The 12,532-nt window shown below is 62.1% G+C and carries 13 protein-coding genes; 3 read left to right on the plus strand and 10 right to left on the minus strand.

The window, feature by feature from the left end:
* Positions 1-475: 475 nt before the first annotated feature.
* Positions 476-1,429, minus strand: a complete 954-nt coding sequence (locus tag IRZ31_RS05435; RefSeq protein ID WP_297150672.1) for a hypothetical protein — start codon at positions 1,427-1,429, stop codon at positions 476-478.
* Positions 1,426-2,130: a heme-binding protein gene (locus IRZ31_RS05440; RefSeq protein WP_297150704.1), complete on the minus strand. Its 705-nt coding sequence runs from the start codon at positions 2,128-2,130 to the stop codon at positions 1,426-1,428. Before IRZ31_RS05440 ends, IRZ31_RS05435 begins: the two co-directional genes overlap by 4 nt.
* A 325-nt stretch (positions 2,131-2,455) precedes the next feature.
* On the opposite strand from IRZ31_RS05440, the gene IRZ31_RS05445 reads away from it, so the two are divergent.
* Together IRZ31_RS05445 and IRZ31_RS05450 are read left to right on the plus strand one after the other, a co-directional pair.
* Positions 2,456-3,364: an LLM class F420-dependent oxidoreductase gene (locus IRZ31_RS05445; protein ID WP_297150674.1), complete on the plus strand. Its 909-nt coding sequence runs from the start codon at positions 2,456-2,458 to the stop codon at positions 3,362-3,364.
* Between the two features lie 107 nt (positions 3,365-3,471).
* On the plus strand, positions 3,472-3,948 hold the full coding sequence (locus IRZ31_RS05450) for a TIGR03668 family PPOX class F420-dependent oxidoreductase (RefSeq protein ID WP_297150676.1): 477 nt from the start codon (positions 3,472-3,474) through the stop codon (positions 3,946-3,948).
* A 27-nt stretch (positions 3,949-3,975) separates the two neighbouring features.
* Here the strand turns inward: IRZ31_RS05450 and IRZ31_RS05455 are convergent, their stop codons facing one another.
* The 6 genes from IRZ31_RS05455 to IRZ31_RS05480 all read right to left on the minus strand — a co-directional run bounded on the left by IRZ31_RS05455 (position 3,976) and on the right by IRZ31_RS05480 (position 10,518).
* Complete coding sequence (locus IRZ31_RS05455) at positions 3,976-5,109, minus strand: ATP-binding protein (protein ID WP_297150678.1); 1,134 nt, start codon at positions 5,107-5,109, stop codon at positions 3,976-3,978.
* 118 nt (positions 5,110-5,227) lie between these two features.
* Positions 5,228-6,037, minus strand: a complete 810-nt coding sequence (locus IRZ31_RS05460; RefSeq protein ID WP_297150680.1) for a class I SAM-dependent methyltransferase — start codon at positions 6,035-6,037, stop codon at positions 5,228-5,230.
* A gap of 64 nt (positions 6,038-6,101) precedes the next feature.
* Positions 6,102-7,019 carry a 1,4-dihydroxy-2-naphthoate octaprenyltransferase gene (gene menA, locus IRZ31_RS05465; protein ID WP_297150683.1) on the minus strand — a complete coding sequence of 306 codons (918 nt, stop codon included), beginning with the start codon at positions 7,017-7,019 and terminating at the stop codon, positions 6,102-6,104.
* A 482-nt stretch (positions 7,020-7,501) separates the two neighbouring features.
* Entirely contained in the window at positions 7,502-9,196 is a 1,695-nt protein-coding gene (locus tag IRZ31_RS05470; RefSeq protein WP_297150686.1) for a glycerol-3-phosphate dehydrogenase/oxidase, read from the minus strand.
* A gap of 194 nt (positions 9,197-9,390) precedes the next feature.
* Entirely contained in the window at positions 9,391-9,591 is a 201-nt protein-coding gene (locus IRZ31_RS05475; RefSeq protein WP_297150689.1) for a hypothetical protein, read from the minus strand.
* A 312-nt stretch (positions 9,592-9,903) separates the two neighbouring features.
* On the minus strand, positions 9,904-10,518 hold the full coding sequence (locus tag IRZ31_RS05480; protein ID WP_297150692.1) for a glycerol-3-phosphate responsive antiterminator: 615 nt from the start codon (positions 10,516-10,518) through the stop codon (positions 9,904-9,906).
* A 282-nt stretch (positions 10,519-10,800) separates the two neighbouring features.
* On the opposite strand from IRZ31_RS05480, the gene IRZ31_RS05485 reads away from it, so the two are divergent.
* Entirely contained in the window at positions 10,801-11,376 is a 576-nt protein-coding gene (locus tag IRZ31_RS05485; RefSeq protein ID WP_297150695.1) for a glycerol-3-phosphate responsive antiterminator, read from the plus strand.
* Here IRZ31_RS05485 and IRZ31_RS05490 read toward each other — a convergent pair.
* The gene (locus IRZ31_RS05490; protein WP_297150698.1) at positions 11,373-11,705 is read right to left on the minus strand and encodes an HPr family phosphocarrier protein; all 333 of its coding nucleotides are present in this window, start codon (positions 11,703-11,705) and stop codon (positions 11,373-11,375) included. The genes IRZ31_RS05485 and IRZ31_RS05490 overlap by 4 nt on opposite strands.
* A gap of 153 nt (positions 11,706-11,858) precedes the next feature.
* Positions 11,859-12,320, minus strand: coding sequence for a dihydroxyacetone kinase phosphoryl donor subunit DhaM (gene dhaM, locus IRZ31_RS05495; RefSeq protein ID WP_297150701.1), 462 nt, complete (start codon positions 12,318-12,320; stop codon positions 11,859-11,861).
* Positions 12,321-12,532 lie beyond the last annotated feature (212 nt).

Genomic DNA, 12,532 nt, shown 5'->3' on the forward strand with positions numbered 1-12,532 from the left:
TCGCCTCTGCTTACTCCAGCATGCTGGGGATCTGCACGGATTAGGTGGTTCTGCTCAGCTCAGCCTGAAGCGGCCCACCAGCATGCTGGAGGGCTAAAGTAAAAGTAATAATAAAAAGCACAGGCAACCATAGCGCGCTGGCTCTGCCAGAAGCGCGCCTCTGCAGACTGCTGAAGTTGCAGTTGTGGTTGCCAGGGCTTGCTGAGCATCAGATCGTCTATCCTTCTTCTGCTTCTTGCTTTGCTGCCACGCCGCGCGCCTGACGACGCGCTCACGTGCCGTGCAGAGCTTGCGTTTGTGGCGCACTCGCGCGCCACTTCCTGAGAATCAGGCTGAGGGCGGATTTCCGCCGCCACTCGAATAGTCTTCTGTAGGAGAAGTATAGGCACAATTAGCCCGGCTGTCAAGGCCAGTGCCCAAAGGTCCGACCAGGCCAGAGGCCAACGATCCTCAGCCACGACGAACGCGGTCAGGGCTAGCGCTTGCGCGCACGCCGGCGCAGGTAACGTCGCAGATCACGATAGTCTTCGTAGAGATGATCGTGCTCGCCTTTGCTGGTCTCTTTCCCCTTTGCTCCAGCAGCGGCCTTGCTTCGACTGCTGCTCCCCTGGGAGGCACTCCTGCGGCTTGCCTCTGCTGTCCGGCCAAAGGAAGGCAACAGGTCGAACTGGTTCAAAACAATCAGCAGGGCAACGAGCAAGACCAGATAGATTACAAGAGCATGAGTAATGACTACCGGGAAGCTGCCGATTGAGAATTGGAGCAGTACCTGGTTTAGATGTAAGGCCGGCGTGATATAAGCCAGCGGTATCTGCAGCAGGGTAGCAGCAAAGATATAGATGAAAAGACCCAGAAAGTGGCGTGATTTCAGGAGCGGGCGATTTGTCTGAGCAGTCGTGTTGCTTGCTGACTGCCCGCCGCTTCTGGCCGCGGCACCGCGGGCGGCAGTGGCCGTCTCCGACGGAGCCTGCGTTTTTGACATATTCCGAACGACCTTCTGCTGCTGCCCCTTGGTCGCTGCCTCACCAGCCTTCTTGCTGGCACGCTCTGCGCCGCCAGAGTCGCCTTCGGGGCGCTGTCCCTGGCGCAGACGCAAAGCTCGCCAGAGGCGCATTTTGCCCGCATCAGTCGGCGATTGCTGGTGCTCCGATTGCCCCTGCTCACTGGCGGTTTGCGAGACCGAGGCGAAAAAGCCGGGCTGGCGTCGGGCACTGCTCGCGCTAGCTGCGCCTCCCGCTCTGGAGGCGGCAGAGGAAGAAGAAGAAGTCTGCTCCTCTGCCCGGGCTGGTGTCTGCTGCGTCTGCTGAGTCTCTCCCTCGGCTGGCTGGTCGGACTGCCGGTCAGCGGCGGTAGTGGAGCTGCTGGAGATCACCAGCAGCGGGCGCTGCCGCCGGGGATTAGTCGGGCGCTGGTCGGCATCACGGGTCATGAGGGACCTCCCGCAAGGTGTTTCCGCAAGGTCGCATCATCGCTCTGTGGAATCTGTTCACTGCGCTGCCCACCCATCTCATTCTCGCTGGCGGCCTGCTGGACAGCAGGCTGCTCGTGAAGAGCATAGTCGGCAGCATTGGCCGCGCCAGCCAGCTCCTGGAGAGCACTGGCTGAGCTGGGCGCACTGGCCGGATAGGCCAGGGAAGGCTGTAGGAATAGTTGAGCTGGGGGAACGGCTCCAGCAGGCTGGAACTGAGGCTGCGGCTGGGGCTGCGGCGCAAGCGCGGGGGCCAGAGCTTCCAGGGCCGCCAAACCGGCACGCGCAATTTCGTCATCACGCCCCGGCGCATTGCCCCCACTGATCCCTATTCCTCCAATGGTGGCACCTCCAAGACGAATCGGCCAGCCACCGGCTGCCATGATAAAGCGTCCCTGAGTCATCGCCGCCAGGCTGGATGCAAAACCCGGAATGGCCGCCCCCCACTGGGCAACAGCGTCTGTCGGCTGATTGAACATCACTGCCGTGGTAGCTTTGGCTATGCTGATGTTGGCTGTGGCCCAGCCATACGGTGCCATCATGCGCTCAAACAAGACTAAATGTCCGCCAGCATCGACGATCGCTATGCTGACAGGACTGCGTAATTCTCTGGCGCGCTGCTTGCACGCTTCCGCAATTCGGCGCGCAATCTCAACTGTCATGCTCACGCGGTTCGCTCCTCCTTGACACCAGCAGGCCGGCTCTCTTCGCTCGCCAGCAGCCTCCGTCCGCTTCCAGTATATCCTCTGGTGCCTATTCTGCTGCTTTAGCCGGGACCATCCCCAGTCTCCATTGCATTGCGCTCATTGTACCGCACTCGTTTAGACGGTGCAATAGATAGAAATTTACAGCTCCTTTGACGCGCCATCTGCCCGCCTCCGGCTCCGCCATCCTGCTCAGCACGCCGCACTCCGTCTGGATCATACTTACTATAATAAAGTAAGTCTGTCTCGTACGCTCGCTAATGTTAAGGAGGTAGCTACTGATATGCGTTTGGGTCTCCAGGTACCAAACTTTACCTGGCCTACAGAACAGGGCGCTCTCGGCGATACTTTTGCCCTCATTGCCGAACGAGCTGAGCGAGCTGGCCTCTACAGCCTCTGGGTTATGGATCATTTCTTCCAGATTCCGGTGGTGGGGCCAGCCGAGCATGAGATGCTGGAGGGCTGGTCGGCCCTGGCTTTCGCCGCCGGTCGGACGAATCGCATCCGCCTGGGGACGCTGGTCACCGGAGTGACCTACCGCCATCCCGGCCTCCTGGTGAAGACGGCCACCACCCTTGACGTGCTCTCGCATGGGCGCAGCTATTTCGGGATTGGCGCCGCCTGGTACGAGGAGGAGCATCGCGGCCTGGGGGTGCCTTTCCCGCCCCTGGCCGAGCGCTTCGAGCGTCTGGAGGAGACGCTGCAGATCGCGCTACAGATGTGGGCTGGCGATGAGCGTCCATTTCGGGGGAAGCACTACCAGCTCGAACGTCCCTTGAACTCGCCGCGTCCCGTCCAACAGCCTCATCCGCCAATCCTGATCGGTGGTGGCGGTGAGCGCAAGACACTGCGCCTGGTGGCTCGCTACGCCGATGCCTGCAACCTGTTCGCCTATGGCGGCAGGGAGCAGCTGCAGCATAAGCTGGAGGTGCTGCGCGAGCACTGCGAGGCCATTGGTCGCCCTTATGAGCAGATCGAGAAGACGACCCTGAGCAGTCTGCGCCTGTCCCGCGATGGCCGTCATGGTACGCTCTCGCCCGCCGCTGCCGTGGACTTCTTCGGCGGATTGGCCGAGCTGGGCATCGATCAAGCAATCTTTAACCTGCCCAATGTTCATGAGCTGGAGCCGTTTGAGCTGCTGGCAACCGAGATTGTGCCCCAGGTAGAGAAAATTGCGGTGGCCGGTCGCTGACGACGGCCACCTTCCTGCCCAGGTCACGACCTGGGCAGATGGGTCCGTCGCCGGCGCTGAGCGAATAGAAGAGGCCACAAACGGCGAGGGGAGAGAGGAAGCGCTCTATGAGCAAACGTGCTGTGCTGACAGAAGAGGAGCGACGCTTTGTGCTTGGGCAGCGAGTGGCGCGCCTGGCCACAGCAGATGCGGCAGGCCATCCCCATCTCGTGCCGGTCTGCTACGCCTTTGATGGCCGGTGTTTCTACACGCCGCTCGATGAGAAACCGAAGCGGGTGGCAGCCACGCAGCTGCGTCGAGTGCGCAATATCGAGGCGCGGCCCGAGGCGGCCTTGCTGATCGATCACTATGAGGATGACTGGTCGCGCCTTGGTTATGTGCTGGTCGAGGGGGAGGCTCAGCTGTTGCAGCCAGGCGATGAGCGGCAGCAGCAGGCCGTGGCGCTGCTACGCGCGCGCTATCCCCAGTATCAGCGGATGGCCCTGGAGCAGTTGCCGGTGATTATGCTGACGCCGCGTGCGGTGACCTCCTGGGGACCAGGGCTAGCCCCGGCTCGCAGCTCTACCGAGACGGAGCAGTCCTGAGCAGGGACAGGCAGGTGGCGATCAGGGTCAGCGGGTCGAGCGCTCGGCACGGGCGACCGGCAGGGTGAAAAAGAAGGTGCTACCCTGGCCGACCGTGCTCTCGGCAAAGATGCGTCCGCCGTGAGCCTCGACGATGTGACGGGCAATGGCCAGGCCCAGACCGCTACCACCACCGCCTGCGCCAAGATAGTCGAACTTGGAACGCGAGCGATCGACCTTGTAGAAGCGCTCAAAGATACGTGGCAGGTCCTCGGGCCGAATGCCAACCCCCGTATCGCGCACAAAGAAGCGCTGGCTACAGCCATCTGGCTCGGCAAAGGTCCCCACGACGACCTCGCCGCCCGAGGGCGTGAATTTGATGGCGTTGTGAATGAGATTGACAAGCACGCGCCCGATCTGCTTGCTGTCGGCAGCCACCAGAACCTGCCCGTCGCGAATCTCTGTCCTCAGCCTGACACGATGGCGCTGGGCTTGAGGTAACAGACGCGCCATACCCTCGCGCACCAGCTGCTGTGCTTCAACCGGCTCGATGACCATCGGTAGCTGGCCCGATTCGATGCGCGATAACTCCAGCAGCTCGGAGACGAGCGAGGTGAGATACTGGACCTCTTTTTCGATGCGTTCGACAAAGACCTGCGCCTGCTCCGGGTCGGTCTCGATGGTATCTTCCAGAGTCTCAGCCAGCAGCCGCACCGAGGCGAGCGGGGTGCGCAGCTCGTGCGAGATGTTAGCCACGAAGTCGCGGCGGACGCGCTCCAGGCGCCGCAGCTCGGTAAGGTCCTCGATAGCCACGGCAAAGTAGTGGTACTCACGCAGCCTCTCCTGACCCGCTGGAGGCTTGTGATGCTCCAAGGGCGTGACCGAGACTTTCCAGCAGGGTCCAGAGGGGCCTTCGTTGAATTCAGCGCTCTGGGGCCGCTGACTGGCTATGCTCTCTCGCACCAGCTGGATCATGGCGGCGCTGGTGATGAGCTGATCAAGCTTGACCTTCTGCAGCGACCCCGTTACTCCAAAGAGGCTGCAGACATGGCGGTTGTAATAGCGGATGGTCAGGGCGCGATCGATGACGAGTACCGGCCAGGGTGCAGCCTCCAGCAGCTGCAGGAAGAAGTGACGATAGTTGATGCCTGTTGCCTTCTCGGCTGTCGTGTGCTCTGTCAAGGCTCTTTCCTCGCTTCGCAGCATCACCAAACCAATCAACCACCAGGGTTGGTTAGCTATGGGCCTCGTCGGCCATGCCGTCTGCTCACCCGTCTGCCCCCTGGCGCTCTGGCCCGCCTTATGCCGAAGGCCGGTCTGCTCCGCCCGCGCTCGCCCCGCTCTCACTCTCAGGGACCGGCTTGGTGGCAACGTGCACGGCAACGATGCCGCCGTTCAGGCGATGAAAACGCACCTCGCTCCAACCCACCTCTTCCATAATGGTCTTAAGGGTCGGCGCGTCAGGAAAGTGCGTCAACGAGCGTGGCAGATAGCGATACTCTTCGGCAGCTTTGCCGATGATGGCGCCAAAGAGGGGCGCGATGCGGTAAAAGTATAAGTGAAAGAGTGAGCCGAGCAGCTTACCAGGCGGATGGCTGATCTCCAGACAGACCATGCGCCCGCCAGGTCGCACGACGCGCAGCATCTCACGCAGGGCCTGGCGTAGATCGGTGACGTTACGCATCATGAAGGCGGAGCAGCAGCCATCGACGCTGTTGTCCGGCAGATCGATGTGCTCGGCATCGCCCACACGCAGCTCGATGCGATCCTGCAATCCCAGGCGCACCAGCTTGCGCCGCCCCAGATCGAGCATTTCGGGCGTGATGTCCATACCGATCATGCGCGCCCCTGGCCCGGCCTGGCGGATGACGGCAATGGCCAGATCCGCTGTGCCTGCCCCCAGGTCCAGCCCGATCTCGCCTGGCCCCAACGCCAGGCAGCGAGCGGCAAAGGCTCGCCAGCGGCGGTCGAGGCCCAGGCTCATAAGGCGATTGAGGAGATCGTAGACGCGCGCGATGCGCGCAAAGAGACGCTGGACATAGGAGCGTTTTCCTCCAGCGCGCCTAAAGGACTCTTCCAGAACGCTATCCCCCATCACAGGTTTTTCCATGCCTTCCTCATCTCCAATCCAGGGCGGCAGCAGCTACCCCGTCTTCCTTCGCTCCGACTTCGACTTAGAGACCAAGCGGGCGCAGCAAAGCTGCGGCGGTGATCCCCAGAGCCAGCAGCAGGCCAAACTGCAGGTGCAAAGCGGCGGTGCGCTTGAAACCAACAATAAAGGCGGCGCGTTCGCGGGCGCCGAGCACGGAGCGTACATTGATAAAAGCCAGCGGGAAACTGATCCAGACGATCAGGGTGTGCAGCGGCAGCAGGCCGACCAGAGCGAAGAGGCTCACAGCCAGATAGCTGCCAACTACGAGCACGGCATGATAGCGGCGAGCGAAGGTCTGACCCAGACGTACAGGCAGGGTCAGCTTGCGCACGGCCCGATCCTCTTCGTAATCGCGAATGTTGTTCATATTGAGAATGGCCGTGACCAGAAAGCCCACCGGCACGCTCGCGGCAAAGGCCGCCCACGACCAGCGCGGGATTTGCACGTAGTAGGCGCCCCAAGTCATCAGAAAGCCCATTGCGATGTAGACAAGCGGATCACCCAGGCCACGCGCTGCCAGCTGAAACGGTCTGGCACTGTAAAAATAGGCGATAACCATTCCAATGAGGCCAAAGAGCAAGATAGCCGGTCCGCAGAGCACAACAAGCACCAGACCGAGCAAGGCAGCCAGCACAAAACAGGCAACGCCGCCGCCCAAGACCTGGCCCGCCGTCATCTCGCCGCGAAAGATGACGGTGCTGGCACCGAGCGATTGCGGGCTATCGAGGCCATAGCGATAGTCGAAATATTCGTTAAAGTAGTTAGTGCCGATCTGCAGGAAAAGACCCGCGAGCAGAGCCAGCACGAAAGGCCCGGGGCGAAAGGTGCCCTCATAAGCGGCCACCGCTGTACCAACCAGCAGCGGACTCACGGTAGCCGTCAGCGAAAAAGGGCGAGCGTTCTTAACCCAGATCTTCCAGTCTTTCCAGGAGGCTGGCACGTCGTGTTTCCCCCTTGTATGGCTCTCTGCCTGGTTGCCTCCGTCCCTCCTGGTCCTCCTCTCTCGCTGACTCTCCTCTGTTCCAACCCAGGCGGAGAAAGCAGAGAGGTAGCGTAGTAACCAGGTCAGCGCATGGCAGGGCAGCCGGACCCGCAGGCGCCTGACGGAGCAAGGCAGAGGCAGGCTACTTTCTTCACCTCATCCTCATAATTAAGGATAGTGCGCCAGCAGGAAAACGTCAAACAGTTTTCGGCCAGACAGAAGCGGGACAGAGCAAGGAAGAACAGGCCGGCGGCGTTTCCGGCCCTGACCGACCAGGCCAGCACCACCGCGGGGGCGGGCCTTCCTTCTGTTATGCCCGGCCAGGGCGAGAGGAGGGGGAGAGCAGAGGGGCATAAGCAGGTTCGAGCCAGCAGCGGAGACAAAGAGCGGCGGCAATTGTGGTCGCGGGGAAGCTGTCACCAGCATGACCCCGCGACCCCTTAAGCACTCAGGCGCGTCTCTTCGGCGGCAAGCTGGCGTTCGACCTCCTGGCGATAGGCATCTTTGAGGCGCTGCACCTGGTCGGAGGACCAGCCGTGCTCGCGTGCCATCAGCGAGGCGACCGTCTCCAGGGCCTGCAGGCCACGCTGTCGGTCCTCCAGGATCAGCGAGGTGCGGCGGGCCAGCACATCGGCAGGCGTCATAGCCATCTCGTAGCGGCAGGCGTAGACAACCTCGGCGCGGATATAGGGCAGATCAGCTACGAGGCGCTGGGCCAGTGCCGGCTCGTCGGCCACCAGTTCCAGAATCTTGCGTGTCTCGGTGCCATAGCTCTGCAACAGGTGAGCGATAATATCGTTCGCCAGGCCAGCGGCAGCCGCCTGCCGTTCAAGCTCAGGTCGCGCCAGAGACCAGTCCTCGCTGCCGGCCAGGCGCAGATGCAGCGTTGGATGGCGGAGCTGGCGCCCATCGCGCTCGTCAAGGCGATCCACGGTATCCTGAGCCATACGACGATAGGTCGTCAGCTTGCCGCCCACAATCGTCACCAGACCAGCCTCGTTCTCCAGCACGGCATGCGTCCGCGAGAGGCGCGCCGTGTCGCTGCCGCCCTGCTCACGCGGCTTGAAGAGCGGACGATAGCCGGCATAGCTGCTGATGATCTGCTCTTGCGTCAAGCGGAGCGATAGGTAGCGGTTGAGATGCTTCAGCAGGTAGGAGATATCAGAGGTATCTGGCAAGGGATGATCGAGGTCGCCAGAGCCAGTATCTGTAGTACCGACGATAACGCGCGACTGCCAGGGGACAACGAAGAGAATACGGCGATCTTCAGTCTCGGGCAACACGATGGCGGCCTCGCCCACATGCAGATCCTCGCGCGAAAAGATCAGGTGGACGCCCTTGCTTGGCTCGATGCTGACCTTCGGCCTCAGCCCACAGAGGGCCTCGACGCGTTCGGCGAAGACACCCGTGGCGTTGACCACATGGCGCGCCTGAACCGTGATCTCGTCCCCATCCACTGCATCGCGCACACACGCCCCACAGACGCGCCCCTGCTCAAGCTGGAGGCCCACCACCTCACAGTAGTTGGCAATGACAGCGCCATAGCGGGCGGCGGTGCGAATGAGGGTCATGGTCAGACGGGCATCATTGGTCTGGGCATCGTAGTACAAGAAACCACCTTTGAGACTGGTGCTCACCAGGTCAGGGGCATAGCCCAGCACCTCCTGGCGGCTCAAGCGCCGATGACGCGCGATACCGTAGCGACCCGCCATCAGATCGTAGAGCGTCAGGCCGACGTCGAGCACAGCGCTCAAACCTACCCCTCCAGGTGTGGTGAAGGGAATACCTACCGGATGGCGGTCTCCGCGATAGAGCGGCAGCACAAAGGCCAGCGGCTGCACCAGAAAGGGGGCATTGTGTAGCAGCAGGCCACGCTCAACCAGGCTTTCGTGCACCAGCGGGAAATCAAAATTGGGCAGATAGCGTATTCCGCCGTGAACCAGTTTGGTCGATTTGCTGCTGGTGCCGCCGGCAAAGTCGGCCTTCTCGACCAGGGCAACGCGGTAGCCGCGCACTGCCGCCTCCAGAGCGACACCGGCACCGGTCACTCCGCCCCCAATGACCAGAACGTCGAAACGCTCCTGCTGCAATGCGCTGAGGTTTTGACGGCGTGTGGTTGCTGATAGCAATTGCATGGCTCCCATCTGTAGAGATCTGGCCAGCGCCGGCCTGGGGCCGAGCCACGTCCGCTGCTGGCGGCGCTTGCTCAGATGGCCACCACGCCACCTGAACAGGATCAGCCCCCAGCGCCAGCCAGCGTACGCACATTGCCCCACCAGCCCGCTTGCAAGCGAGCCAGTGGGGGCCGTCAAAGATGGACCGACCGACTTCAGGCGACTCCACTCTGCGCCATTTCCGCCGTCGCCTTCGCTGCCATGAGCCAGGCACGCTGCCCTGAGTAAGGCCCCTTCGGCTCACCCACCACCATAGAGAGACCTCTGTCTTCTTCATCCAGCAGGCAAGCGAGCCGCTCGCTCAGCCGACCAGCGGCTGGCAGGGTCTTCAGGATGTAGAGTAGACTGCTCATCATGATGCCATTCCCGGCTTACCTGGTGGGCCAGGCCACGCCAGCCCTACCCCGCCTTGCCGGAACACCCTTCGATCGCGGACGCCGCGCAGCTCTCCTCTCTGGCCGGTATATGCCGGCGGAGCGGAGTGGAACAAGCGCACTTCCCCAATGGCTCCGGCGACGGCAGCGAGCACCCTTCAACGCTGAGTCGATCCGATCGATCCGATCTCTGTCTAGGGTCAGGTATCCAGCCAGCAGGTGGCGCAAGCGAATCAGCGAGCGAGGAGGAAGAGATGGGCCGAGCAAGCGTCTATCTCGCTCGACCAACCCACCTCAGTGCGTTTCTGCCGATGAGCTACAGGCGCTGAGCACGGGCAACCATTGATCGAGGCGAGTCACTGCCACCGCCCGGACCCCGCTGGCCAGTACGGCGCGCAACTGATTCGCCCCATAGAGCAAGCCCGATGCCATATACGGCAGATCAAGGGTTGGTCTGAGTGCAGGCATAATGTAAGGCACCACATGCGCCGGAGTGAAGTCCAGCATATCCACCACGCCACGGTCCACCGACTCCAGGGCCATCTCCAGCCCAGTCGAATCGACGGCGAAGATACGCTGGATGGCCTCCAGCCCCAGCTCATGAGCCAGCACCATCACTCTGGGGTGACTGGAAATGACGCCCCGGATGTGAAAGTGAGTCGCAAGGTGGCGCAGGCCCGCGTAATCGGCATTGACGCCATCAATGTGATCCATATTCACATAGAGGGCATAGCCGTTGCGATGGGCGCGCTCAACCAGTGCCTTGAATTCAAACAGGTTGCAGTGTCTGAGCAGAATAGCCCGCACCGCCGGCGTCTCCAGCGCTTGCACAAAGCGCGGGCGGGTTTCCACAACGGGCACCAGCACGCTGGAGGCCGGTAGGTTGAGCAGTGATACACCGGACTGCATACGCATCACCCATCTCGCACGTGCCTGGGACAAACGCCTGAAAAACAATAAAGTCCTGAGCCTGCCACATCTGTGGCAGCGCCAGGACTTCTCAAGTCTCTGTCCGGACGATATTCGCGATGATCAATCACACCGGGGAGAAGGACCCTCCTCCCCGCTGCGCTGTACCTGCTGGTTAGGACAGCCTTTACAAAAGTAATCATACCTGTCCCAGGTACTTTCTGTCAAGTGGCAGCCGTACCCTGGTAGGCGCCACGCTTTCTTTGCTACAATGAGAGCGAAATGACCAGAGAGGAGTTTCTCAGGCTGGCTCGCGTCCATCCTGTGGCCGCGGCCATTAAGGCAGAGGAGGACTGGTCTCCGGCCCTGGAGAGCCGGGCCAGCCTGCTCTTTGCCCAGCACGGCGATGCCTTCTCACTGGAGCCGCTGGTTGAGCAGGCCCATGCCCGAGGGAAGGGTGTCGTTGCACATCTCGACTTGCTGGCCGGCATCGGCAAGGATCGCGCCGGCCTCGCTTATTTGCGCCAAATCGGCCTTGACGCAGTGATTACCAGCCGTGCCCCACTGGTGGGCGCTGCCAGAGCCGAGGGCCTGCTGACTATCCAGCCCCTGCTGTTGACCGAAGAGTTGGCTCTGGCCAGCTGCATCCGCCAGATCGTGCAGGCTCAGCCCGACTTGATCGAGGTGCTCCCGGGAATCATCTTCCCCGACTTCGCCCGCATCCTGCGCGCGCTCCTCCCCGGCCCCTTCATCGCCGGCGGCTTCATCCGCACTCCCCAGGAGGTGGCCCGCCTGCTGGCAACTGGCTGCGTGCTGATCAGCAGCAGCGCTCGCCAGCTCTGGCAAGCTGCCGCTTAGGCCGGGGCCTCGCTTGAGATGCCAGTAGTGCTCTCGCCCTGGGACCTGTCCGCTTCTTCTCCCTCGTCGAAGTTGCGCTGGACCAGCTCCTCGATAGAACGCACCGCCTCCTCAGCGTCCTCTCCCTCCGCGCGCAAATGAATCGTGCTCCCACAACGCGCTCCTAGCCGGAGCACCCCCACAATGCTCTTGGCATTGACCGTCTGCGCCCCATACTGGAGCAAAATCTGCGACTGAAAGAGGGCCGCAGTTTGCACCAGCAGGCGGGCCGGACGGGCATGCAGACCAACTTTGTTGGTAATGACAAGATTGCGTTCGACAACGGGCATAATCGTCTCTTTCTCCCTTCCTCTCACCTCTGCCCAGTGAGTGCTTTTCTCAGCGCGGCCTGGCATGCCAGGCCGCGCCGCAGCTCTCTCAGAGAAATGCTGCTTTGCTTTTCGTTTGCTCGTGAAACTCTCCAGCAGCAGGCTGGCCGGCCTTCATGTTCTGTTCCCGGTGGACCCATCTTCGGGGGCCGCCTCCTCGGCTGTCTGGCCTTCCGTCGAAGGCAATTTCGGCAGGGTGGTGGCCGCCGCCGCCGCCTCGGCCACGGCCTGCAACGGGCTGCCGATCGAGGCTTCCACAGCGGCCACTACCGCCCCTTCCACTAGTGGAGCGCTACTAATCATCACCGGGCAATCATGATCTTGCTTGAAGAGTTCCAGAGCCATCTCGGCAGCCATGCCAGCACTGCCGAGATCCAGCAAGACCAGGACCCCCTCGGAACTGGCCGCCTGCCGCAGAGCCTGGAGGATTTTGTCAACCGAGGTGCCGAGTCCTCCCTCGGCAGTGCCCCCTGCCGGCGCAATCACAACCTTGCCCTGCGCCATCTGGCCCGCTAGCTCCGCTACGCCCTCGGCCAGACGTGCACTATGCGAGACAATCACTAAGCCAACCGTCATCGGATACTCTCCTCGCCATGAGCAACAGAGGAGGGCCAGCTCTGGGCCGCCTGCCACAGCTCCGAAGCGCCGTCAGCCCAGCCTGACCTGACCTGGCCTGGCCTGGCCGCTGAGCGGGTCGACACTCCCCCCAAGGCCGACTAAGGCCACTCCTCACTCGCCTTGTGCAAGTGAGGCTCTCTCACACTCTCACATACTCCTCGTGTCTTCCC

Source organism: Thermogemmatispora sp. (assembly GCF_019683635.1).
Classification (GTDB): domain Bacteria; phylum Chloroflexota; class Ktedonobacteria; order Ktedonobacterales; family Ktedonobacteraceae; genus Thermogemmatispora.

What these genes read in the sequence shown, in the direction of transcription:
- IRZ31_RS05480 (WP_297150692.1), bottom strand. Translation starts at nt 10,518, where the DNA reads ATGCAGTCCGGTGTATCACTGCTCAACCTACCGGCCTCCAGCGTGCTG.
- IRZ31_RS05470 (WP_297150686.1), bottom strand. Translation starts at nt 9,196, where the DNA reads ATGCAATTGCTATCAGCAACCACACGCCGTCAAAACCTCAGCGCATTG.
- IRZ31_RS05435 (WP_297150672.1), bottom strand. Translation starts at nt 1,429, where the DNA reads ATGACCCGTGATGCCGACCAGCGCCCGACTAATCCCCGGCGGCAGCGC.
- IRZ31_RS05485 (WP_297150695.1), top strand. Translation starts at nt 10,801, where the DNA reads ATGACCAGAGAGGAGTTTCTCAGGCTGGCTCGCGTCCATCCTGTGGCC.
- IRZ31_RS05440 (WP_297150704.1), bottom strand. Translation starts at nt 2,130, where the DNA reads ATGACAGTTGAGATTGCGCGCCGAATTGCGGAAGCGTGCAAGCAGCGC.
- dhaM (WP_297150701.1), bottom strand. Translation starts at nt 12,320, where the DNA reads ATGACGGTTGGCTTAGTGATTGTCTCGCATAGTGCACGTCTGGCCGAG.
- IRZ31_RS05450 (WP_297150676.1), top strand. Translation starts at nt 3,472, where the DNA reads ATGAGCAAACGTGCTGTGCTGACAGAAGAGGAGCGACGCTTTGTGCTT.
- IRZ31_RS05460 (WP_297150680.1), bottom strand. Translation starts at nt 6,037, where the DNA reads ATGGAAAAACCTGTGATGGGGGATAGCGTTCTGGAAGAGTCCTTTAGG.
- IRZ31_RS05445 (WP_297150674.1), top strand. Translation starts at nt 2,456, where the DNA reads ATGCGTTTGGGTCTCCAGGTACCAAACTTTACCTGGCCTACAGAACAG.
- IRZ31_RS05475 (WP_297150689.1), bottom strand. Translation starts at nt 9,591, where the DNA reads ATGATGAGCAGTCTACTCTACATCCTGAAGACCCTGCCAGCCGCTGGT.
- IRZ31_RS05490 (WP_297150698.1), bottom strand. Translation starts at nt 11,705, where the DNA reads ATGCCCGTTGTCGAACGCAATCTTGTCATTACCAACAAAGTTGGTCTG.